The sequence below is a fragment of the Eubacterium sp. AF15-50 genome, from assembly GCF_934835595.1.
Lineage (GTDB): Bacteria > Bacillota > Clostridia > Lachnospirales > Lachnospiraceae > Eubacterium_G > Eubacterium_G segne.
Map to the genome: position 1 here is coordinate 408 of NZ_CAKVZL010000150.1, position 236 is coordinate 643.

Consider the following 236-nt stretch of genomic DNA (forward strand, 5'->3'; position numbering starts at 1 on the left):
CTCCTAAGACTCTATTGTAGGTTCGATTCCTATAGGAGACGCTCATTTTTAGCGGTAATGAAGATAGTTTCATTGCCGCTTTTTTCATGCAGAATTGTAATTTCAGTGACAAATTTGTCAGCGAAACAAGGCAGAAAAGACTGATTTTGTCAGTGGGGATGGATGCTTGTCACCGATTCACATTTTCTGATTTGTCACACAAAGGGATTAACTACAATGTAGGATGAGCTTTGGGG